Source organism: Pseudomonas reactans (assembly GCF_013387025.1).
Lineage (GTDB): Bacteria > Pseudomonadota > Gammaproteobacteria > Pseudomonadales > Pseudomonadaceae > Aquipseudomonas > Aquipseudomonas reactans.
Genome location: NZ_JACAQP010000002.1, coordinates 91,283 through 112,480 on the forward strand (window position 1 = coordinate 91,283; position 21,198 = coordinate 112,480).

Consider the following 21,198-nt stretch of genomic DNA (forward strand, 5'->3'; position numbering starts at 1 on the left):
ACTACTTGGCCTTGTCTTCACGGCCACGCAGCACCCGATTGGGCATCGCGATTGCCGCCGCCAGCCCCAGCAGTGACACCGTCGCACTGACCATCAACAAATGCCGGAACGTCACCGCCAACTCCCCGCGCAGGGCATCCTGCGCCGGGCCGGGGGCGGCGTTGAGGCCGTCGAGCAGCACGTTGCCGGAACTGCCTTCGGCCACCAACGCGCCGCTGGCTAGGTGGGCGAAGCTGGAATCCTGCAACAGCGCCAGCAACAGCGCCGACATGCACGCCACCCCCACCGCCCCACCCAGGGAACGGAACAGGTTGGTGGTGCTGGTGGCGACGCCGATATCGCGCTGTTCCACCGAGTTTTGCGTGCCCACCAGGGACGTCGGGAATTGCATGCCAGCGGCGATTCCACACAGCAGCATGAACAGCGCCGTCAGCCCCACCGCCTGGGGCGCGCTCAAGGCCATGCCGAGAATCGCGAAGGGGCTCAGCAATGCGCCGCTGAGGATCATCGGTTTATAACGCCCGGTCACCGAAGTCATGCGCCCGGCAAAATAAGCCCCCATCGGCAAGCCCATGGCCAACGGCAACAGGTGCAACGCCGCGCTGTCCGCACCCGAACCGGTCACCGTCTGATACCGCAGCGGCATCAGCACCGTCAGGGAAATCGCCTGGAAGCTGGTGAAAAAGATCGTGCACCAGCACAACACCGCACTGCGGTTGGCAAACAAATGCATCGGCAACAACGGCTCCCGCGCCCGGCGCTCGTGCCAGACAAACACCGTCAACGCCACCAGCGCACAGGCCAACAGGCCCAGCACCTGATTGTCACGCCAGTGATGGCCCTGGCCGATTTCAGTGATGCCCAGCAGCAAGGCGGTCAAGCCGATGATCATCAGCACAGTGCCGAGGTAATCGATGATCGGCTTGCGCTGCGGCACCGGCAGCCCCACCAGCGTGCGATGGGCCACGTACCAGGCGCCGGCGCCCAAGGGCAGGTTGATCAGGAACACCCAGCGCCACGACAGGTACTCGGTCATGTAGCCGCCCAGTACCGGCCCGGCCACGCTGGCCACCGCGTACATACTGCTGAAATAGCCTTGGTAGCGGCCGCGTTCGCGGGGCGGGATGATGTCGCCGATGATCGCCTGGCTCACCGAAATCATGCCGCCAGCGCCGATGCCCTGGAGGATCCGCGCCAGTACCAGTTGCTCCATGCTTTGCGCCATGCCGCAGAACAGCGAGGCCAGGGTGAACAGGCCCATGCCAATCAGCATCATCGGCCGCCGCCCGTACAGGTCGCCGAGCTTGCCGTAGATCGGCACCGCCACGGTCATCGCCACCATGTAGCCGGAGATGACCCAGGCCAACAGGTTGACGTCGTGGAACTGGGCGGAAATAGCGGGCATGGACACGGCGACAATGGTCTGGTCCAGCGCCCCCAGGAAGATCGCCATCATCAATGAGGCGAGAATACTGCGCACAGCGGGCAGTGGCGGAGCAGGCTGATTGAGGTGCGTCACGGCAAGACCTTCGAGCAAGGCCCGTGGGAAAAGGCGGCCCACGGCAATGCTCGATACGATAGCAGGCTATTCGATAGCTTCGTAAGGAAGCCCGACGTAATTTTCTGCGATGGTCTTGCGCCCCGCCTCGGAGTGGATGAAGTAGTCAAGTTCACTCTCGGCGATGCGCTGGCTGAAACCATCCGCCTCGGGAAACTGGTGCAACATCGAGGTCATCCACCAGGAAAACCGCTCGGCCTTCCACACCCGCCGCAGGCAGATGGCGGAGTAACGCTCCAGAAGATCCACGCGCCCTTCGCCGTAGACCTTGAGCAAGATCCGGTACAGGGTGCTCACATCACTGGCCGCCAGGTTCAAGCCCTTGGCGCCGGTGGGCGGCACGATATGCGCCGCATCGCCGAGCAGGAACAGGCGCCCGTACTGCATGGGTTCCACCACAAAACTGCGCAGCGGTGCGATGCTTTTTTCGATCGATGGACCGGTGACCAGGTGTTCTGCAAGGTGGCTGGGCAGGCGGGTTTTCAGTTCATCCCAGAAGCGGGCGTCGGACCATTCGTCAATCGGTTCCTCCACCGGCACCTGCAGGTAGTAACGGCTGCGCGTTGGCGAACGCATGCTGCACAGCGCGAAACCACGCGGGTGTTTGGCGTAGACCAACTCAGGGTGAACGGGCGGTGTGTCGGCGAGGATGCCCAGCCAGCCGAACGGGTAGACCCGTTCGAAGACTTTGAGCGATTCAGCCGGGATCGATTGGCGCGCGACGCCGTGGTAACCGTCGCAACCGGCGATGTAATCGCACTCCAGGCGAAAGGATTCGCCCTGATGTTCAAAGGTCAGCCAGGGTCGATCAGTTTTGAGATCGTGAGGCTGCACGTTGCGCGCTTCATACAGGGTGGTGGCACCGGCAGCGGCACGGGCGGCCATGAGGTCGCGGGTGACCTCGGTCTGGCCGTAGATCATCACCGATTGACCGCCGGTCAGGCCCTTGAGGTCGATGTGGGTCAACTGGCCGTTCAGCGCCAACTCGAAACCATCATGCACCAGGCCTTCGCTATCCATTCTCTGACTGACACCCGCCTGCCGCAGCAGGTCGACCATGCCTTGTTCCAGCACCCCGGCACGGATGCGGCCTTGCACGTAATCGGCGCTCTGGCGCTCTAGGATAAGGGTCTCGATCCCTGCCTGATGCAGAAGCTGGCCGAGCAGCAGCCCGGAAGGACCGGCGCCGATAATGGCGACTTGGGTTTTCAGCGCTTTCATTATTTTTATGGCCCGCAAGTTCCACTCGAACGGATCGGGTGAAAGAGTTGTCATTGGTCTTGTTGCTGACATTTTTCACTTGAGTGAGCGGCATAAGAAGGTGAAAACTGCGCCAAAGCCTGCGCTTTTTGCCAATCGGGGCGATTACCGCACCACTCTTCCGAGTATCGGGTTGAAACCATGACCAAAACCGCAATTCCGGTCTTCAAGCTTTACGGGGAACACCAGCAATGGCCCACCCCCGATTTGTTGCACTGCGAAACCATTTCCCGGCGCAGTCGGGAATACCAGTGGGAAATCCAACCCCACCGGCACGCGGATCTGTGCCAGTTGCTCTACGTGCACAAAGGCCAGGCACAGTTGGAAATCGAAGGCCAGCGCACCACCCTGAACGAAGCGACCCTGCAAGTCCTGCCCCCCTTGTGCGTGCACGGGTTCCGTTTTCCTGAGGACGTCGAAGGCTACGTAGTGACGCTGTCGGCGCCGTTGGTCAGCCACCTGCAAACCCAGCTGGGCACCACCGTGGACGGTTTGCAGACACTCGGCAGTTATCCGGCGGGCAAAGACAGTGATTACCTGAACAGCCAGTTTGCCCGCTTGCAGGATGAATACGCCGATGAACAACCGGCACGGGACATGATGATGCACGCGTTGGTCAGCGTGTTGCTGGTATGGATCAGCCGCCAGGCCATCCAGCGCCGTCACCCACGGGCGCCACGGGGGCGTGAATACTTCCGGCGCTTTACCCAGTTGGTCGAGCAGCATTACCGCGAACACCCGAAGATCGAGGATCTTGCCCACAAGCTGGGCATCTCGGTCTCACACCTTAACGGCACGTGTCGGGAGTTGGGTGGGCAGCCTGCGCTGCAGATCATGCATGACCGCCAATTGCTGGAAGCCAAACGCCTGCTGACGTACACCAGCATGACCATCAATGAAATGTCGGAGGTATTGGGTTTTTCCGATCCCACCAACTTCTCTCGACTGTTTCGCCGACGGGTCGGGTTCTCACCCAAGGCGTTTCGCGAGCAGTTGAAAGCCGAACAATCGGCTACCTGAGCGCGCTGAAACTACCGGTGTGGGGAACACATTGATCCTGATGGCAGCTGATCGCAAAGGTCGGCTGCATACGGGTCTGCTCCACACGGTAGGCGGCGGTCCCGTAAAGTGCGCTGGCAATGGCGCACAGGCTGAAAATCATCAGGTACTTTCTGGTTTTAATGCTCATGGCACAGACCTCTGCGGATCTACAGGGTGCTGTCTAAAGCATAGGTCAACCAGCCCAAGTTGCCATTATCGGACGACATTCAACAGGTTGATCCCCGCCTAGAGCCCGACATCCCACGCCGGCTCTTCCGGGAACCGCAGCACCAGGAAATCCAACAGGCTGCGCAACGCCGACGGCATGTGTTTGCGCGAGGCGTACACCGCGTAGATGTTCATCTGCCGTGGCTCGGCGTCGGGCAGCAGGCGCACCAGTTCACCGCGCCGGATGTAATCACCGGCCTCGTAGCTGGGCAGCAACGACACCCCTGCCCCGGCCAGCGTCACGCGCAACAAGGTGCTGGACTCATTGCCAGTGATATTGCCGTGCACCGGCACCGAGACAGGCTCACCGGCCTCTTCGAAATGCCACAGGCTTTTGCCGAAATACGCATGAGTCACGCAGTTATGCCGCGCCAAGTCTTCGACCTTCTGCGGCGCCGGATGCTCCATAAGGTAGGCCGGCGAGGCACACACCACCGAGCGGCACACCGTGAGGCGCCGGGCAATGAGGTTGGGGTCCAGGTCGCTACTGGTGCGGATGGCCAGGTCGATACGCTCATCCACCAGGTTCACCGTGCGGTCAAGCATCTGCAAGTCGACCGTCACCAGCGGGTAGCGCTTGACGTACTCGGCAATGGCCTGGGCCAATTGCGCCTGGCCGAACGAGGTGCTGACGCTCAAGCGCAGCAAACCACGAGGCGCTTCATCGGGCTCGCTGACGGCGGCTTGCATGTCGCAACACAATTCCAGCAATTGCCGACAGCGTGGCAGGGTTTCACTGCCCGCCGCCGTCAGGCTGAGCTTGCGCGTGGTGCGGTGCAGCAAACGCGCACCCACCCAGTCTTCCAGCTCCGCCAGGTAACGCGACACCACCGGCCGCGACAGGTCCAGATGATCGGCGGCGGCGGACTGGCTGCCCAGGTCCACCACCGTGACAAACACGCGCATTGCTTGAAGACGATCCATGATCTGTCCACTTTCAGAAACAAACTATGTCCCAGCATCGCATTTTTAGTCTGGTTTTGTGCAACTAAGCTCTGTGCATCCTTTACCGCTGCTGGAGCTGCCCGATGTTCTCAACCTTCAAGCGCTTGACCCTGGCCACCGCCGCCATGGCCTTCGCCGCCCATGCGGCTGCGGCCGACCTGAAGCTGGATGTGTACAACCCAGGCGAAGCCGCGATCTTCCCGGTCAGCTCGGTGCTGGTCAGCGGCGCCAAGGACGCGATCCTGGTGGACGCCCAATTCGGCAAAGGCCAGGCCGAGCAACTGGTGCAGAAGATCCGCGCCAGCGGCAAGCACCTCACCACCATCTACATCAGCCATGGCGACCCGGACTACTACTTCGGCCTCGACACCCTCACCGCCGCCTTCCCCGACGCCAGGGTGCTGGCGCCACAACCGGTGGTCGACCACATCAAGGCCACCGTGGCCGGCAAGCTGGAGTTCTGGGGCCCGAAAATGGGCGCCGACAAGCCGTCTAAAACCATCGTGCCGCAGATCCTCGAAGGCCACAGCCTGAGCCTGGAAGGCCAGCCACTGCAGGTCATCGGCCTGGACGGCCCACAGCCGGATCGCAGCTTTGTGTGGATCCCGTCGATCAAGGCCGTGGTCGGTGGCGTAGTCGTCTCCGAAAACATCCACCTGTGGATGGCCGATACCCAGAGCGCGCAGTCCCACAAGGATTGGCTCGCCACCCTGCAACGCATCGAACAGCTGAAGCCGCGCACCGTGGTGCCTGGCCACTACCTGGGCACGCCATCCCTGAAATCCGTGGCCTTTACCGCCGACTACATCAAGGCCTTCGACGCCGAGACCGCCAAGGCCAAGGATTCTGCCGCGCTGATCGCAGCCATGAAAAAGCGTTACCCCACCCTCGCCGACGAAAGCTCGCTGGAACTGAGCGCCAAAGTCGCCAAGGGCGAAATGAAGTGGTGAACCGTTTCAAACCCTAACGTACTGGAGAACGTCATGAGCAAGATTGCAATCATTGGTGCCACCGGCCGTGCCGGTAGCCAACTGCTGGAAGAAGCGCTGCGTCGTGGGCACACCGTCACCGCCATCGCACGCAATACCGACACGCTGGCCGTACGCCCTGGCGTCACCGTCAAGCAAGTCGACGCCCTGGATGCCAACGCCCTGCAACAGGCGGTGAGTGGCAGCGACGTGGTGATCAGCGCGGCGCACTTCGCCACCCTGCCCGCCAGCGCCGTGATCGAGCCGGTGAAAAAAGCCGGGGCGAAACGCCTGCTGGTGGTGGGCGGTGCCGGTTCACTGTTGCTGCCAGGTGGCGGTCGGGTGATCGACAGCGAGGGTTTCCCTGAGGAGTACAAAGCCGAAGCCACGGCAGGTGCGGCGTTTCTCGACGCACTGCGCCAGGAGAAGGAACTGGACTGGACGTTCCTGTCGCCGTCGGCGGAGTTCGTCGAGACCGAGCGCACCGGTCAATTCCGGGTGGGCCAGGATGACTTGTTGGTGAGCAGTGAAGGTCGCAGTTGGATCAGTTTTGCTGACTATGCGATTGCGTTGATCGACGAAGTTGAATCGCCGAAACACTCACGCCAGCGTTTCACCGTAGGTTACTGAGGCAACGCGGTTAAAAACTGTGGGAGCTGGCTTGCCTGCGATAGCGGTGTGTCAGTCAATGATGTACTGACTGATCGACCGCTATCGCAGGCAAGCCAGCTCCCACATTTGATCTCGGGTGTTACGACTGTTGCGCTTGGCTCACTAACCAGTTCATCAAGGCCTCAAGCCCAGCCGAAGGCTCGGTCCCCGGCGGATACACCAAGTAATACCCCATCCCCGTCGGCACCCTTAACTCAAACGGCATAACCAACCGCCCCGCCTTCAAATCCTCGCCAATCAACGCACTGTCGCCAATCGCCACGCCGGAACCTTGCGACGCCACCGTCATCGCCAGGTCCAGCGTTTCAAAATGATGGCCCTGGCTCAAATTGCCCAGTCGCGTCTGCGCCGCCTTGAGCCACAACGCCCAATCCCGTTCATCCCGCGTGGGGTGCAGCAAGACCTGTTGTTGCAAATCTTGCGGTTTGTGCAAGCCCGCGAGCAGTGCCGGTGCGCAGACCGGCGTGAGCTGCTCATCGAACAGATGCCGCGCCTCGGCCGATTGCTCGGCGATGGGCGCATAGATCACCGCCGCGTCAAATTGCTCGCGGCGAAAGTCCACGGTGTAGGCCACGGTGGTGGTGAGTTCAACCGGCACGTCCGGGCGTTCCTTCTGCCACTGCATCAGGCGCGGCAGCAGCCAGCGCATCACACAGGTGGACGCCTTGAGTTGCAAGGTCTGGCGGCGACTGCCGATCTGCTCCACCGCTTCGCCGAGCAGGCCAAACACCTGCTGTGCGCGCAATGACCATTCTCGGCCTTCGTCGGTCAGGCTCAAACCCCGCGCCTGGCGTTGGAACAGCGCATAGCCCAAATGACTTTCCAGCCCGGCAATCTGCCGGCTCACCGCGCCTTGGGTGATGTGAAGTTGCTCGGCAGCACGGGTGAAGTTGCAGCACTGGGCCGTGACCCAGAAGGTGTGCAACGCGGGCAGCGGTGGGAGGCGTTTCATCGAGGCGCAGCCATGACGTGAGAACATGGCTAGTATGACTTTTTATCGATTGTTGCCGCTACGGGCCAGCCGGTCCAATAACGCCTTACCTCAACAATAAGAGCGATCTGTATGGCGACCTGCGGCGAAGTATTGGTCAACCTCCTGGAAGGCTACGGCGTGGACCAGGTGTTTGGCATCCCCGGCGTGCACACCGTGGAGTTGTACCGCGGCCTGGCCCGTTCCAGCATCCGTCACGTCACCCCGCGCCACGAACAGGGCGCCGGCTTCATGGCCGACGGTTACGCGCGCACCAGCGGCAAACCTGGCGTGTGCTTCATCATCACCGGCCCCGGCATGACCAATATCACCACCGCCATGGGCCAGGCTTATGCCGACTCGATCCCGATGCTGGTGATCTCCAGCGTGCAGTCGCGCAGCCAATTGGGCGGCGGGCGCGGCAAGCTGCATGAGCTGCCGAACCAGGGCGCGATGATGGCCGGCGTGGCGGCGTTCTCCCATACCCTGATGTCGGCGGCGGAGCTGCCCGGCGTGTTGGCGCGGGCGTTTGCGTTGTTCCAGGCCGGGCGACCGCGCCCGGTGCACATCGAAATCCCCTTGGATGTGCTGGTGGAAAATGCCGACGCGCTACTGGGCAGTGAGCCTATCAGCGTGGCGCGTGCCGGTGCCGCGCCTTCGGCGGTCAAGCAGATGAGCCAGTTGCTAGCAGCCGCCAAGAAACCCTTGATCCTGGCCGGTGGCGGCGCCATCGACGCAGCGCCGGAACTGACCCGACTGGCCGAAGCCCTCGGCGCGCCGGTGGCCCTGACCATCAACGCCAAAGGCATGCTGCCCGGCCACCACCCACTGCTGATCGGCTCGACCCAGACCCTGGTCGCCACCCGCGCACTGGTGGCCGAAGCGGACGTGGTGCTGGCCATCGGCACCGAGCTGGCGGAAACCGACTACGACGTGACCTTCGCCGGTGGTTTCGAGATTCCCGGCGCGCTGCTGCGCATCGATATCGACCCCGACCAAACCGTGCGTAACTATTCACCGCAAGTGGCGCTGGTGGCCGATGCCCAAATCGCCGCAGAGGCCTTGCTGGCCGAACTGAGCAGCAAACCCTTGCCACCGCGTAACAACGCGTGGGGCACTGAACGCGTAGCGCGCCTGTGGGCAGAACTGACCCCGAGCTGGGACGCCGCCACCCGCGCGCAAACCCTGTTCCTCAATACGGTCCTCGAAGAATTGCCCAACGCCGTACTGGTGGGCGACTCCACCCAACCGGTGTACAGCGGCAACCTGACCCTGAACCTCGACCACCCGCGCCGCTGGTTCAACTCGTCCACCGGCTACGGCACCTTGGGCTATGCCTTGCCTGCCGCCATTGGCGCCTGGCTGGGGCGTGACGATGGGCAGCCGGTGGTGTGCCTGATCGGCGACGGCGGCCTGCAATTCTCCCTGCCGGAACTGGCCAGCGCCGTGGAAGCGCGCACGCCGGTGATCGTGCTGCTGTGGAATAACCAGGGCTATGAAGAGATCAAGAAATACATGGTCAACCGCGCCATCGAACCGGTCGGCGTGGACATCTACACGCCGGACTTTATCGGGGTGGCCAAGGCACTCGGTTGCGCCGCCGACAGCATTCAAGGGGTTGAGTCGCTGCGTGCGGCACTACGCGCTGCGGCTGATCGCCAAGGGCCGACGCTGATTGAAATCGAACAGGGGCTGTGGATGAAGGCGGTGGCGGAATGAGCGCGGTATTGAACGGTGTGTATATCAATGGGGCATGGCGTGCCGGACTGGCCTCGCTTGAGGTGATCAACCCTGCGACTGAAGCCGTGCTGGCCCACGTCAGCGTCGGCGATGCGAGCACGGTCACCCAGGCGGTCGACGCCGCCAGCGCCGCGTTCATCGACTGGTCGAAAAGCACCGGCCGCGACCGCGCCATGCTGTTGCGCAAGATCGCCCAAGGCGTCAGCGAGCAGCGCGAACAGCTGATGCACCTGCAATCGAGCAACAACGGCAAACCGCTGTTTGAAGCCGCGATGGATGTGGACGATGTGATCGCCACCTTCGACTATTACGCCAGCGTGGCCGAAGCGATGGATGCCAGCCAGGATAGCCCGGTGGCATTGCCCAGCGCGGACTTCAGCGCACGCCTGCGTCGTGAGCCGTGCGGTGTGGTCGGGCTGATCGTGCCGTGGAATTTCCCGATGGTCACCACCGCGTGGAAACTCGCCCCGGCGCTGGCGGCCGGTTGCTGTGTGGTACTCAAGCCATCGGAAGTGACGCCGTTGGCGGAGTTGCAACTGGCGCGGATTATCGCCGAGGCAGGCTTGCCGGCCGGGGTGTTCAACCTGGTGTGCGGCACGGGCCTGGAAGTGGGTGCGCCGCTGGCGGCGGATCACCGCGTGGCGAAGATTTCCTTCACCGGCAGCAACGCCGTCGGCGTGCAGGTGATGCAGCGCGCGGCCGAAACCATCAAGGGCGTGAGCCTGGAACTGGGCGGCAAATCTTCCCTGCTGGTGTTGGCCGATGCCGATCTGGACCTGGCAGTGGAGCTGGCCTGTGGCGGTGGATTTTTCAACGCTGGGCAGATGTGTTCCGCCACCAGTCGCGTGCTGGTAGCTGACAGCCTGGCGGATGAATTCCTGCAACGTGTGCAGGCACGGGCTGAAGGCATTCGCGTGGCTGACCCATTTGCCGATGACGTGGAAATGGGCGCGTTGATCAACCGCGTGCAATATCAGCGCGTGCTCGGGCATATCCAGCGCGGTGTTGAAGATGGCGCACGCTTGCTGTGCGGCGGCGATCGCCCGGCAGATTTGCCGAAGGGCTTTTTCATCCGCCCGACCGTGTTCACCGACGTACCGCTGGACAGCGCGTTGTGGAACGAAGAGATCTTCGGCCCGGTGCTCTGTGTACGACGCTTCACCTCCGAAGCCGAGGCCATTGCCCTGGCCAACGACAGCGATTTCGGCCTGGTGGCGAGTGTGGTCAGCGCCAGCCATGAAACGGCCGAGCGTGTGGCGAATGCCTTGCAGGCCGGGCTGGTGTGGATCAACGCACCGCAGGTGATCTTCCCGCAGGCCGCGTGGGGCGGTTACAAGCAGAGCAGCATTGGCCGTGAGTTGGGGCCGTGGGGGTTGGCGGCGTTTCAGGAGATCAAGCATGTGATCCGGTCCCTTTAGCCGATAACGATCTTTTGTGGCGAAAGAGCTTGCTCCCGCTGGGCTGCGTAGCGGCCCTAAAATCTGGGGGGCGCTTCGCGCCCCAGCGGGAGCAAGCTCCCTCGCCACAAAGGCATCCGCAATTTTTAGATAGCCCCTGCGACTTTCTCATTTGCCCCCTCTTCCCGCCCGTGGCCTGATTCGCCCCTGTTCACTCAAGGCCGTCCCATGGAAACCATCCAAACCAAACCCACCACCGCCGTCTGGCTGATGATCAGTGTCGTGCTGGTCGCCCTCAACCTGCGCCCCTCAATGGCCGCTGTCGGCCCCCTGTTGTCCTCAATTCGTGGCGAGGTGCCCTTGAGTTTCAGCAGTGCTGCGTTGCTGACCATGTTGCCGGTGATGGCCATGGGCTTGGCGATGTTTTTTGGCATGGGCGTGGCCAAGCGATTTGGCGAGCACCGCAGCATCGTGGTGTCGCTGCTGGTGATTGGCGTGGCGACGTTGTCGAGGCTGTTCCTCGATTCAGCACTGGAATTGATTGTCAGCGCCATCGCCGCCGGTTTGGGGATTGCGCTGATCCAGGCGCTGATGCCGGCGCTGATCAAGTCGCGGTTCAGTGACAATGTTTCGCTGTTCATGGGCCTGTACGTCACCGCGATCATGGGCGGCGCGGCGCTCGCCGCATCGTTTGCACCGTTCGTGCAGGTGCAGACCGGCAGTTGGCGCATCGGCCTGGCGATCTGGGCGGTGCTGGCGCTGTTGGCCTTGGTGTTCTGGTACGCGCAGCGCTCGGTGTTGCCGCCACTGCCCCAAGCCGGAGCGGGCCCTCAAGAATCATTTTTCGGCAACGGTCGCGCGTGGTTGCTCGCGGTATTCTTCGGCCTCGGTACCGCGTCCTACACCTGCGTACTCGCCTGGCTGGCGCCGTACTACGTGGAGCAAGGTTGGAGTGAACAGAACGCCGGTTTGCTGCTGGGTTTCCTGACGGCCATGGAAGTCGTGTCCGGCCTGATCACCCCCGCCATCGCCAACCGTCGCCAGGATAAACGCGGCGTCGTTGCGGTGTTGCTGGTGCTGATCATCCTCGGTTTCTGCGGCCTGATCCTGAGCCCGCAACACCTGAGCCTGCTGTGGCCTTGCCTGCTCGGCCTGGGCATCGGCGGCCTGTTCCCGATGAGCCTGATCCTGTCCCTCGACCATCTGGACAACCCGCGCCGCGCCGGTGGCCTCACCGCGTTTGTGCAAGGCATCGGCTACCTGATTGCCGGGCTGTCGCCGCTGATCGCCGGGATGATCCGCGATCAACTGGGCAGCTTCGAATGGGCCTGGTGGTCGCTCACGGCAGTGATCGTAGTGATGCTGTTGATCGTCACGCGCTTCAACCCAAAGCATTACGCACGACATATCCGCTGAGGTCGTGTTGTAAACAGTATTTGTCTCACACCAAACATAGAAACGCCCTACAGAGCATTCTATTGGCACGCTCGTTCCGTTAAGCTTTTGTGCTGTCTTGTACTGAATTCGGTACAAAGGGTTTACGGACGAAACCGATGCTAAACAGTAACTTGCTCAGAAAGCTCGATATGCAGGACTTGATGGTGTTTATCGCCGTCTATGACCAGAGCAGTGTTACCGAGGTGTCTGAAACGCTGTTTGTCAGCCAGTCCACCGTGAGCTACAGCCTGAAGAAGTTGCGCACCAGTTTTGAAGACGAGCTGTTTATCAACACGCGCGCCGGCATGCGGCCGACGTACAAGGCCACCACCATGTATGGCCATGTGCAGAAAATCCTCGAAAGCATCAACCTGTGCCACGCCGGTGGCCAGGCGTTCGACCCGACGCAGCAGGCCGTGACCTTCAGCGTGTGTGCGCCGGAGTATTTCGAACAGTTGATCCTGCCGCGCCTGTTGAAAAACTTCGACCGCGCCGACCTGCCGGTGATCGTCAATGTGCAGAAGCTGGAAACCGACATCCCCGCCGACGACCTGCGCGAAGGTCGCCTCGACCTGGTGATTTGCTTCGGCCCCAACTTCCACCGCGCCCACAAAGATTTCCGCACCCAGATGCTGCTGGAGGACGACCTTGTGTGCGTGTTCGACAAACGCTCGGCGCCCCGGGAACCGGCCTTCAGCCTGCAGTCCTTCGTCGAACGCCGCCACGTGTTCCCTACGCCGTGGACCTCCGACACCAACATGATCGACGGCTGGCTCGCGCGCCAGGCCCACAAGCGCCAGGTGATCGCCCGCGCCAACAGCTACAGCGCGGCCTTGAAGATGATCACCGGCACCGATTTCATCGTCACTCTGCCGCGCCGCGTGCAAAAGTTGCTGGCGCCGTCCACGGTGTTCGGCCATTGCGAAGCGCCGAACGGTTTGCCGGGGTTCACCTTGGAGATGCAGTGGAACGAAACCAGTGAACAGGACAGTGCCAATACCTGGTTTCGTGAGCAGGTGGTGAAGGTGTGTGCGGATCAGGGCTTGTTGTAGGGCTTAGCCAATCGCGACTTTGCTGTAGGAATCGCGGTCCATATCGACCAACAAAACACTCAGTTGAACCTGCACGCCCGCCGGCCAGTCGCCCAAGTCCTGCAAGACCGCCAGCAGGCTTTCCGACAACTGTTTCTTGACCTGCGGCGACCGTCCGCTGAGCAGTGACAACTTCACCGCGATAAAACCGCGAGGGTCGAGGGAGGTGCCCACCTGGAACGTCTCGACCTTGACCGCACGGCTTTTGATATCGAATTCGGAACCGAACTGCCCGGACGCCATCAGCACATTGTTGAGCCGCAACAGGGTTTTCTCGACAGCAAGGCCTGTCAGGTTGGCGGTGTATTCCAGGTGCAGGTGTGGCATGGAGGGCTCCGAGTCTTTCGTAGGAAGATGCCTAGATATACCACGGAGTCAGGCCTTGGTCGCCAACCCTCGATCACTCATGAACGCTTCCAGTCGCGAGCGTACCCAGCGCTCGGCGGGGTCGGTGTCCACGTGGCTGAGCCAGACCATGGACAAATCCAGGGTTGGCGTCTCAAACGGGAACGGCTCGCAGAACAAGTGGCCCGACACGGCCATGGCCTCGGCGGTGTAGTCCGGCAGGCTGGCGATCAGGTCGGTGCCGGCGAGCAACGCCGGCAGTGCGCTGTATTGCGGCACCGACAACACCACGTGGCGCTTGCGGCCGATTTCCGCCAGCCACTCATCGGCGAACCCTGCCACGTTGGCGGTGTGGGACACCAGCACGTGAGGGCGTGAGCAGTATTCGTCGAGGGTCAGCGGTGTTTCCGAGGCATCGGCACGCAGGATGCGCGGGCGGATATGGCGTAGCAGCTTGCGCTTGGCATTTGCCGGCAGGCCACGGGTCTGGGTGATGCCGACGGTGATATCGCCAGAGGCCAGTAGATCCGGGATGCGCCAGTAGTCCACATGTTGCACCACAAACACCACTTGCGGCGCTTCCTGGCGCAGGGAACGCAGCAACGGTGGCAACAGGCCGAACTCGACATCATCGGACAGGCCGATGCGAAAGGTCATGGTGCTGATGGACGGGTCGAAATCGTGGGTCAGGCTCAAGGCCGAGGATAGCGAGTCCAGCGCCGGCGACAGGTGCTGGATGATTTCCTCGGCCCGCGCCGTGGGTTCCATGCGGTGGCCGACGCGAATGAACAGCGGGTCATTAAACAAAGTACGCAAGCGGTTGAGGGCCGAGCTGATGGTCGGCTGGCCGAGAAACAACTTCTCCGCCACCCGCGTCACGTTGCGCTCCAGCATCAGCGCTTCGAACACCACCATCAGGTTGATGTCGGCCTTGCGTAATTCATTGCGATTCATCGGCGCCTGCCCCTTTCCCCAAGACAAGCCGCAGTGTAGAAAGCCGCGTTGCCGGCGTCTACGTGTAGGACGCTTCGCTGGCCTGTGCGCCACGCTCAGGCTCGTGCCCCATGCGCAACCGCAGCGCCGCAATAGCCGCCACCACCAATACCAGCGCAATCACCTTCAGGCCGTTCATCGCATTGCCGGTGCTTTGCTCGATCACGCCCATCACCGAGGGGCCGACAAACCCGCCGAGCAGCCCGCAGGCGTTGACGAAACCCAGCCCGCCCGCCAGCGCAACGCCCTTGAGGCGCGAAGCCGGGTACAGAAAGATGATCGACTGCACCACAAAGAACATCACCGCCGACAGGCAAAAACCGAGCAGGCTGAACACCGGCCCCGATATCGACGCGATGCCCAGGCCCAACGCCATGGTCAACAGCCCCGTGATCAGCAACCGCCGGCAACGCCCGGGCGTGGTGGCAAAACGCGGAATCAGCAAGGCTCCGAGTGCCGCCGCGATCCATGGCAACGAGGTCAGCAGGCCGACGCTCATGGTGCTCAGTTCGCCATACTTGCTGATGATGCTCGGCAGGAAAAAGATCACCGTGTAGATGGTGATCTGGTGACAGAAGTACACAAAGATCGCCAGCAGGATTTGCGGGGTCAGCCAGTTTTTCAACGAGTGACCACCCTCGCCCGCGCCCTCTTCGGTTTCTTGGGCAATGCGCTGTTCGATGCCGCGCGCTTCCTCGGCCGACAACCACGGCGCCTTGCTCGGACGGTCCGGCAATTTGCGCCAGACCACCCAGGCAAACGCCACCGCTGGCAGGCCTTCGAGCATGAACATCCACTGCCAGCCGTGCCAACCGAGCATCCCGTCCATGCGCATCAAGGCCGCGCCCACCGGGCCGCCGATGATGTTGGCAAAGCACACACCGAGCAGGAAATAACCGGTGGCGCGTGCCCGCTGTTCGCGGTTGAACCAGTAGGTGAGGTAGAGCATGACGCCGGGGAAGAGTCCGGCTTCGGCAATGCCCAGCAACAGGCGCAGCACGTAGAACGAGGTCTCGCCCTGCACAAAGGCCATGGCCGCCGAGATCAGGCCCCAGGTCACCATGATCCGCGCAATCCAGAATCGCGCGCCGACCTTGTGCATGATCAGGTTACTGGGGATTTCCGACAGCGCATACGTCAGGAAAAACAGCCCCGCGCCCAACCCGTACGCCGCGGCGGAAATGCCCAGGTCGACGTCCAGATGATGCTTGGCCAGGGCGATGTTGGTGCGGTCCAGGAAGCTCAGGATGTAGGCGATGATCAGCAAGGGCATCAACTTGACGAACATCAGTTTGTTCAGCGCCTGCGGGGTGCGGGCGGAAGTCGCGGTAGTCATCGGCAATTCCTCTTGGCGCCCCGCCAGCCGGGCTGGGGGGCGCATCGGTGTTGTTCTAGGAGTCGAGTTGCATAGCCAACGCCTGGGGGCGATGGGAAAACAGTTGCAGCAGTGCGCCGCCCAGGGCGCAACCAGCCATCACAAAGAAACACACGGTGTAGCCGTGCAACGTGGTCCAGCCGCCGCCCATGGCGATCAGGCTGCCCATCAGCACCGGCGCCAGGCCGCCACCGATGAACATCGCGGTGGTGATGATGCCGTTGGCGGTGGACGTCGCTGACGGTTCGGCCGAGTCGCAGGCCACGGCGTAGTAGATCGGCCACACCGCATTGGCCACCAGGCCGAACAGCAGTTGCACGACGATGATCAACGTCAGGGTGTTGGCGAAGTAGAACGCGCCGACACTCGCCGCCATCCACACACCGCAGATGATCAGGGTGGTGCGCCGGCCGATGATGTCCGACAGCGACGGCCACACCAATTGCCCGAGGATGCCGGTGAGGGTGAACACCACGCTCATCCCCGCCGACTCGGCCAGGGACAATCCGGCGATGTTGTAGAGGTAGGCCGGCAGCACGATGTTGACGCCCATATACACCACTTGGGTGAGCATCGTATTGCCGGCCGTGAGGGCGATATTGCGGTTGCGCAAGGTGGCAAGGAATGTACGCCAGGCCTCGCCTTTGACTTGGCTGGCCGGCGCGTTGTCCGGCGGGGTCATGCCTTTGGCGGCGATGTCGACGTACAGTGCAGTGATGCGCTCGGCGGTGGAATAGCGCGCCCAGAAGATCATCAACGGCAACGCCACCACGAACGCGAAGAAGAACACATAGCGCCAGTTCTCTTCACCAAACACGGTGATGACAAAACTCGCGACGATACCGCTGAGCATCGCGCCAATCGGGTAACCCGTATGGTGCGCGCCCAGGGCAAAACCGCGACGCTCAACCGGCCACCATTCGGCGGTGTTGCTCACGCCCACCGGCTCGCCCCAGCCAGCGCCGAGGTTGACGCCGACGCGCAGGGCAATGAAGGTGGCGAGGTTGCCGCTCAGCGCCTTGAAGCCGGACAGAAACGAGATCGCGGTGTAGCCCAGCACCAGCGGCACCTGGAAGCGCGCACGTTTCCAGCCGCCGCCGTAACGGTCGCTCCACATCGAACCGGGAATATCCAGCAGCGCCAGGGCCAGCATCACCACCGTGGCCACGGTGCCCCATTGGTCGGCGGATAAGTCGAAATGCTTGGAGATGGTCGGCCCCAGGCGCAGCACGATCTCACGGTCGTAGGCGTTGAGGATCCAGATCATCCAGCAGACCAGCAGCGACACCCAGGAATGCCGGTGAATACTGCGCAGGGACGCTTTTTTGATAGTTGCCATGGGCCTCTCCAGGCGCGCGAGGGCGCGCACTGACACAAGGTTGCGAAGGAATATGCCTTGTCACACACACGCGCTAGCTGGCGAACCGTCGCTCGGCTATTCCTTGCACGCCCAACCCGGTAATGGCGAACAGCGCTCCGCGCTGCTGGCCGTCTGCCGGAAAACGCGGCAGCGGCGGCTTGGCCATGGAGGTCACAAACAGAGTGTCCAGGTTCGGCCCGCCAAAGGTCAGGCTGGTGACCTTTTTCACCGGCATCTGAATGATGCGATCGACGTGGCCGTCGGGGGTGTAGCGCACCAGTTTCCCGGCGTAGACCAGCGCCTGCCACAGGCAGCCTTCGGCATCCACGGTGCAACCATCGGCGGCGCCACCGCCGGAGGTATCGACCTTGGCGAAGGTGCGACGGTGGCTGACGTTGCCGGTGGCCAGGCCATAGTCGTAGGCCCAGATCTCGCCGGACCAGGTGTCGCAGAAGTAGAAGGTGTCACCCGACGGGCTCCAGCACGGGCCGTTGGACACGATGATGCCTTCGTCCAGGGTGTGCAGGCTCAGGTTGGCGTCCAGGCGGTAAAGCTTGGCGCTGGCGCTGTCTTCCAACGTGTCCATGGAGCCGAAGATAAAACGGCCTTGGCGGTCGACCTTGCCGTCGTTGAGGCGGTTGTTCGGCAGGTGCGGTTCCGGGTCGATGACAAGGTTGAGTTCACCGCTCTTGAGGTCGAGGGTGTGCACGCCGTTTTGCAGGGCGACGATAGCCGACTCACCGTCGTGGCGCAGGGCCATGGAGCCGATTTTCTGGCCCACCTCCCAGGCACGCAGCTCGCGACCGTCGTCGGTGCATCGCAAGATGCGGCCGTCGGCGCTGTCGATCCAATACAAGCGTTGTTGCTCGACGTCCCACACCGGGCCTTCGCCCAGGGTGGTCTTGACGTCGACAAGCACTTCGATACGCATGGTGATCCCCTTATTGTTGTTGTGCGGGATGACGGCCGCGCCCTGATGGGATATCCCCTTGTAGGAGCGAGCTTGCTCGCGAAAAACATCAACGATAACGCGTGCTGCCTGGTGTAATGCGATGTCTTGGAGTTTTTCGCGAGCAAGCTCGCTCCTACAGTGGATCGGTGAATACACCCAGGACGCGACCTCAGTTGTGGGTTAGAAGTTGACCTGATCGCGCCCCTTGAGCCCGAGAATTTCCCGCGCTTCATCCGGCGTGGCGACGCGGTGCCCGAGCGCTTCGATCACCGTGCGAATGCGCCGGACCTGATCGGCATTCGACGCCGCCAGTTTGCCCGGCCCGTCCCACAGCGAATCCTCAAGCCCCACGCGCGCGTTGCTGCCCATGGACAGGCCCATGGTCGCCAGCGGAATCTGCCCACGCCCGGCGCCGAGGATCGACCACACGTAGTCGTCGCCAAACAGACGGTCAGCGGTACGGCGCATGTGTGCCAAATCTTCCGGGTGCCCGCCGATGCCGCCGCGCAAGCCGAACACCGACTGGATAAACAACGGCGGCTTGAGCAGGCCGCGTTCCAGGAAATGCGCGGCGGTGTAGAGGTGGCCGATGTCGTAGCACTCGATCTCGAAACGGGTGCGGTTTTCGGCGCAGGAATTGAGAATGTGGGTGATGTCGCGGAAGGTGTTGCGGAAGATCCGGTCATCACTTTCCTCCAGGTACGGCCGCTCCCAGTCGTGCTTGAAGTCGGTAAAGCGGTTGAGCATTTCGTACAGGCCGAAGTTCATCGAGCCCATGTTCAGCGAAGCCAGTTCCGGCTTGAACTGCATCACTGGCTGCAGGCGTTCTTCCACGCCCATGGTCGGCGCGCCGCCGGTGGTGATGTTGATCACCACGTCGCTGGCGGCCTTGATCTGCGGCAGGAACTCGGCGAACAACGCCGGGTCCTGGCTGGGGCGACCGTCGTTGGGGTCACGGGCATGCAGGTGCACAATCGCAGCGCCAGCCTCGGCGGCACCGATGGCGGCGTCAGCAATTTCCTGGGCGGTGATCGGCAAATGCGGTGACATCGACGGCGTATGAATCGCACCGGTAACGGCGCACGTAATGATGACAGGACGATTTTTGGACATGACGAATCTCCGACTTTTATTCTTATGAAAAAAATCCTGGGTACAGCGCGATGTGTTCTTCCGTGGCTTACAGGTACTCGACGTTACCGTCGACGCTGATCGCCTGGCCGGTCACGTTGCGTGCGGCGGGCGAACAGAGGAACAACGCCATGGCGGCCACGTCTTCGGCGGTGACCATGCGTTTGAGGGAAATCTTGTTGAGGTATTCCTGGCGCATCTCGGCTTCGGGCACGCCGACCTGCTCCGCACGCGCGCGGATCACGCCGTCCATGCGCGGGCCTTCGACGATACCGGGCAGCAAGGCGTTGACGCGGATATCACTCTCGCCCAGCTCCGAGGCCAGGGATTTCATCAAGCCGACGATCGCCCATTTGGTCGCCGCATAGGGCGTGCGCCACGCGTAACCCAAGCGCCCCGCCACCGAGGCGATATGCAGCATATGGCCGTGGGACGATTCCTTGAGCATCGGCACGGCGTGGTGGGCAAACCGGTATTGCGCGGTGAGATTGATATTGATGGTGGCTTGCCACTCGGCGTCGCTGATCGCATCGATGCCGCCGGTAGGCCCGGCGATCCCGGCGTTGTTGACCAACACATCGAGGCCGCTGAAACGCTCGCGCTGCACCTTGAACACCGCCTCGATCTGCGCGGCATCACTGACATCCGCGCGGGTGGCGACGGTGCCTGGGTATTTGTCGCGGAACGCGGCCAGGGCCGGCTCGCTCACATCACACACATGCACCTGTGCACCGGCTTCCAGATACGCCGCCGCAAGCACTTCACCAATGCCGGCAGCCCCGCCGGAAATCAACACACGTAACCCAGGATAGGGCTGCAGCCGCTGTAGGACACTCATGCACGTTTACCTCCTGAAGCAGACGACCGCGAACGGTCGTTCTTGACGAGCAGGCGCGCCAGGGAGTCGGCGGCCTGCATGATGTCATCGGTCACCGCTGCGCGTGCGCCGGCGCCATCGCGGGCAGCCAGGGCTTCGACAATGCGCGTGTGCGCTTCCATCGAGCGTTGCAGGTGAGCTTTATCCGGGGCGACCAGCGCAAAGCACGGGCCCATGTGCAGCCAGAAATTTTCCACGGCGGCCATGGTCAACTCGGCCTGGGCCACGGCGTAAATGCGCCGGTGAAAGGCGAAGTTGGTCCACAGGTAGCGGGACACGTCGACTTCGTCGGCGGCGTGTTGCATCTGTTGGCAGAGATCGGTGATTTCATCGAGGTCGGCTTTCTGCAGGAGCAACACCGCCTTTTCGGCGAGCAAGCCTTCAAGAGCGACCCGCGCATCACGGATTTCGCGCAGGCGCTCGACCGTCATCAGGCGCACACGCAGGCGGGAGGTTTCGGTGACTTCAAAGGCGTTTTCAGCGCTGAGGCGTTGCAGCGCTTCGCGCACCGGCATGGGGCTGGAACCGAGGGCTTCGGCGAGGCCGCGGATGGTGAGTTTCTGGCCAGGCTGGAAACGGCCACTCATCAAGGCTTCGCGGATCTGGCGGTAGACCTGGTCTTGCAAGGTATCGCGGGACACCTGGCGCAGGGTAGGCAGGAGGAGCGGACCATCTGTCATGAGGCAAAACCTGTGTTGTCGTTCTTATGGCCTCAATATGTGATCACAAATCAAATATGTCAAATAGTTTCCCATTTATGAGAGTGCACAGATAAATGTGGGAGCGGGCTTGCTCGCGAAAGCGGTTGATCAGTCACAGCATTGTTGACTGACACTCCGTCTTCGCGAGCAAGCCCGC

General features: G+C 62.2%; 20 protein-coding genes. 7 read left to right on the forward strand and 13 right to left on the reverse strand.

Annotation, left to right across the window (positions count from 1 at the left end; genetic code table 11):
- Position 1 precedes the first annotated feature (1 nt).
- Entirely contained in the window at positions 2-1,519 is a 1,518-nt protein-coding gene (locus HX793_RS01900) for an MDR family MFS transporter (RefSeq protein WP_177051393.1), read from the reverse strand.
- A gap of 66 nt (positions 1,520-1,585) precedes the next feature.
- Entirely contained in the window at positions 1,586-2,770 is a 1,185-nt protein-coding gene (gene pobA / locus HX793_RS01905) for a 4-hydroxybenzoate 3-monooxygenase (protein WP_177051390.1), read from the reverse strand.
- Positions 2,771-2,959: 189 nt separating this feature from the next.
- Between pobA and HX793_RS01910 the strand changes: the two genes are divergently transcribed.
- Positions 2,960-3,838, forward strand: a complete 879-nt coding sequence (locus HX793_RS01910) for a helix-turn-helix domain-containing protein (protein ID WP_177051035.1) — start codon at positions 2,960-2,962, stop codon at positions 3,836-3,838.
- Here HX793_RS01910 and HX793_RS01915 read toward each other — a convergent pair.
- Both HX793_RS01915 and HX793_RS01920 read right to left on the reverse strand, forming a co-directional pair.
- Entirely contained in the window at positions 3,831-4,007 is a 177-nt protein-coding gene (locus HX793_RS01915; protein ID WP_012722801.1) for a hypothetical protein, read from the reverse strand. The two genes, HX793_RS01910 and HX793_RS01915, sit on opposite strands and share 8 nt — an antisense overlap.
- Before the next feature lie 98 nt (positions 4,008-4,105).
- Positions 4,106-5,011, reverse strand: coding sequence for a LysR family transcriptional regulator (locus HX793_RS01920; RefSeq protein WP_016975213.1), 906 nt, complete (start codon positions 5,009-5,011; stop codon positions 4,106-4,108).
- A 104-nt stretch (positions 5,012-5,115) separates the two neighbouring features.
- Here HX793_RS01920 and HX793_RS01925 point away from each other — a divergent pair, with 104 nt between their 5' ends.
- Together HX793_RS01925 and HX793_RS01930 are read left to right on the forward strand one after the other, a co-directional pair.
- Positions 5,116-5,982 (forward strand): MBL fold metallo-hydrolase, encoded by an 867-nt coding sequence (locus HX793_RS01925; protein ID WP_177051033.1) that lies wholly within the window; start codon positions 5,116-5,118, stop codon positions 5,980-5,982.
- Between the two features lie 33 nt (positions 5,983-6,015).
- Positions 6,016-6,630: an NAD(P)-dependent oxidoreductase gene (locus HX793_RS01930; RefSeq protein WP_177051031.1), complete on the forward strand. Its 615-nt coding sequence runs from the start codon at positions 6,016-6,018 to the stop codon at positions 6,628-6,630.
- A gap of 121 nt (positions 6,631-6,751) precedes the next feature.
- Here the strand turns inward: HX793_RS01930 and HX793_RS01935 are convergent, their stop codons facing one another.
- Complete coding sequence (locus HX793_RS01935; RefSeq protein WP_177051029.1) at positions 6,752-7,624, reverse strand: LysR substrate-binding domain-containing protein; 873 nt, start codon at positions 7,622-7,624, stop codon at positions 6,752-6,754.
- A gap of 111 nt (positions 7,625-7,735) precedes the next feature.
- Between HX793_RS01935 and HX793_RS01940 the strand changes: the two genes are divergently transcribed.
- The 4 genes from HX793_RS01940 to HX793_RS01955 all read left to right on the forward strand — a co-directional run bounded on the left by HX793_RS01940 (position 7,736) and on the right by HX793_RS01955 (position 13,268).
- Entirely contained in the window at positions 7,736-9,361 is a 1,626-nt protein-coding gene (locus HX793_RS01940) for a 5-guanidino-2-oxopentanoate decarboxylase (RefSeq protein WP_177051027.1), read from the forward strand.
- Positions 9,358-10,800, forward strand: a complete 1,443-nt coding sequence (locus HX793_RS01945) for an aldehyde dehydrogenase family protein (RefSeq protein ID WP_177095983.1) — start codon at positions 9,358-9,360, stop codon at positions 10,798-10,800. Before HX793_RS01940 ends, HX793_RS01945 begins: the two co-directional genes overlap by 4 nt.
- Positions 10,801-11,007: 207 nt before the next feature.
- Positions 11,008-12,195 carry a cyanate transporter gene (locus HX793_RS01950; RefSeq protein WP_177095985.1) on the forward strand — a complete coding sequence of 396 codons (1,188 nt, stop codon included), beginning with the start codon at positions 11,008-11,010 and terminating at the stop codon, positions 12,193-12,195.
- Positions 12,196-12,332: 137 nt separating this feature from the next.
- Entirely contained in the window at positions 12,333-13,268 is a 936-nt protein-coding gene (locus HX793_RS01955) for a LysR family transcriptional regulator (RefSeq protein WP_016975206.1), read from the forward strand.
- Positions 13,269-13,271: 3 nt separating this feature from the next.
- On the opposite strand, the gene HX793_RS01960 is transcribed toward HX793_RS01955, so the two are convergent.
- The 8 genes from HX793_RS01960 to HX793_RS01995 all read right to left on the reverse strand — a co-directional run bounded on the left by HX793_RS01960 (position 13,272) and on the right by HX793_RS01995 (position 21,020).
- Positions 13,272-13,634 carry a 5-carboxymethyl-2-hydroxymuconate Delta-isomerase gene (locus HX793_RS01960; RefSeq protein ID WP_016975205.1) on the reverse strand — a complete coding sequence of 121 codons (363 nt, stop codon included), beginning with the start codon at positions 13,632-13,634 and terminating at the stop codon, positions 13,272-13,274.
- Positions 13,635-13,682: 48 nt separating this feature from the next.
- Positions 13,683-14,606, reverse strand: a complete 924-nt coding sequence (locus tag HX793_RS01965; protein ID WP_016975204.1) for a LysR substrate-binding domain-containing protein — start codon at positions 14,604-14,606, stop codon at positions 13,683-13,685.
- 58 nt (positions 14,607-14,664) lie between these two features.
- Complete coding sequence (locus HX793_RS01970; protein ID WP_133074307.1) at positions 14,665-15,981, reverse strand: MFS transporter; 1,317 nt, start codon at positions 15,979-15,981, stop codon at positions 14,665-14,667.
- A gap of 55 nt (positions 15,982-16,036) precedes the next feature.
- Positions 16,037-17,359, reverse strand: a complete 1,323-nt coding sequence (locus HX793_RS01975; protein ID WP_177095987.1) for an MFS transporter — start codon at positions 17,357-17,359, stop codon at positions 16,037-16,039.
- 73 nt (positions 17,360-17,432) lie between these two features.
- Positions 17,433-18,311 (reverse strand): SMP-30/gluconolactonase/LRE family protein, encoded by an 879-nt coding sequence (locus tag HX793_RS01980; protein ID WP_177095989.1) that lies wholly within the window; start codon positions 18,309-18,311, stop codon positions 17,433-17,435.
- A gap of 201 nt (positions 18,312-18,512) precedes the next feature.
- A complete protein-coding gene (gene kce / locus HX793_RS01985) occupies positions 18,513-19,445 on the reverse strand; it encodes a 3,5-dioxohexanoate:acetyl-CoA acetone transferase (RefSeq protein WP_016975200.1) in 933 nt (310 codons plus the stop codon).
- A 67-nt stretch (positions 19,446-19,512) separates the two neighbouring features.
- A complete protein-coding gene (locus tag HX793_RS01990) occupies positions 19,513-20,301 on the reverse strand; it encodes an SDR family oxidoreductase (protein ID WP_177051021.1) in 789 nt (262 codons plus the stop codon).
- Entirely contained in the window at positions 20,298-21,020 is a 723-nt protein-coding gene (locus tag HX793_RS01995) for a GntR family transcriptional regulator (protein ID WP_016975198.1), read from the reverse strand. The genes HX793_RS01990 and HX793_RS01995 overlap by 4 nt, the downstream gene beginning before the upstream one ends.
- Between the last annotated feature and the right edge of the window lie 178 nt (positions 21,021-21,198).